The following is a 1656-nucleotide window of genomic DNA, read 5'->3' as shown; positions in this document are numbered from 1 at the left end:
GTATATTATTTAAATATATATAAAAAAGTTGAAGAATATAATTGAAGCTACTTTTTTATATATATTTAAATAATATACAATTCTTTTATAATAATTTTATTAACGCCCAACATATAGCATTATATAATATTTTTTACATCTATATCCACAGTATTGTCTATAATTAATTTTACAACTATTAGTATGGTCAGTGCTATTGCCCACTCTAACTCTCTAGCAGCATACTCACAATTTTTTACTTTGATATTCATGTCTTAATTACAAAGTTCTTCCCTCTGATCAGTATAACAATTAATACAAACTCTTATAAATCCTTTTTCTACATAGGTAGTCAAACAGATTTTAATTTATACGATAAATGTATTTATATAAATTAAAAGTTAATAATTCTAATATTCAAGAATTTAAAATATAGCACATACATACATTTTTAGCCAAATAACTTACTATCTATTATGATAAAACTTTTATAAGAGTAGTTGTTTTTAGTCAGTTAAACCCAGATAACATTACTTTTGTTCTTTCTATTAGATTTGTCTACAGTTTGTACTGCTAATGAGTGTTTGTTGTTATCATTTAGTGTTATAGTTTCTTTATAGGGTTCTCTCGTTATTTGTGGTTTAAATTCTATTGATTTTGCAACATTATCATCAACAAGTATGTTATATGCTACAATTGGTGCATCCCCAGCATAAGCTGTATCCCACATAACCTCAAACTTTTTTTTCTCTACATTTGGAACCCTATTTACCCTTACATTATTTGGGGCGGTCAATCCTATGTATTCCCTTTGAAAATAGTTTGTATTTGTTCCCAAGATATCCCTAGCCTTTTCTTCGATTTTTATTCTTTCAGCCTCTGACAATGGTTCTTCAAAATTTGCTGCCTCTATATTAGCATTTAATTGTGCAACATTACCAATACCTATAATAACAGTATCAACTCCAGGAACACTTAATGAATATTTTATTAGTAAATCCGATGGGAATTTCTTTGAGCCAACAGAGAGAATTACATCTTTTGGCATAAAAGAAAACCTTGGCTCTTTCCCATAGAAAACGCCATCTGCAAATATTTTCATCCCAATAACACCCATATTTTTTGCTTTTGCAAGGGGGATAGAGTTATACTGATGGTTTAAATACCTTTTATCATTTACATTAATTGCAACAAGAAGTGTATCCAATATGTTACCTTCATCTTTTTGAATAGCATAAATATGAGTAGGAGCTGACAAGTGTCCCGTGATTCCAATATGATTTATGAGCTTTTCTTCGTGAGGATTAAGCCCTGTTCTGTTTGTGCCATCTCTCAAATCTAATAGACCTGCTAAAGCACCTATTATTTCAGCTTTAGGATCGGGATTAAATAATCCTTCATATATAGCATCAACTTCATCATTATTTGTGAGATTATGTATTTGGACAGAATCAAGGTATGCACCTTTGGGATAATTTCCTTTACCATCCCCAAACATTAAGGATAGTGAACGTTTTACATCATCAATAGCATTTTTTACGTTTTTACCATCCGATTTAGAACCTGGACCTTTAGCCCCTGATTCAGAATGGGCATAGCGCATCATAGTTTTTGTAGCAACAAATAAACTTCTTCTTAATTTTTCGTTATAGTTAGTTGTACCAGGTATTAAATTTA

At 30.1% G+C, this 1656-nt stretch carries 2 protein-coding genes; both read right to left on the bottom strand.

The features are described from left to right. Positions 1 to 119: 119 nt before the first annotated feature. Positions 120 to 251, bottom strand: coding sequence for a hypothetical protein (locus SVN78_10980; protein ID MDY6822129.1), 132 nt, complete (start codon positions 249 to 251; stop codon positions 120 to 122). Positions 252 to 493: 242 nt separating this feature from the next. Next, the coding region (locus tag SVN78_10975; protein MDY6822128.1) for an aldo/keto reductase at positions 494 to 1656 on the bottom strand (1163 nt) is incomplete at its 5' end.

It is taken from the genome of Deferribacterota bacterium (assembly GCA_034189185.1).
Taxonomy (GTDB): domain Bacteria; phylum Chrysiogenota; class Deferribacteres; order Deferribacterales; family UBA228; genus UBA228.
This window is presented reverse-complemented; position numbering and strand designations above follow the sequence as displayed.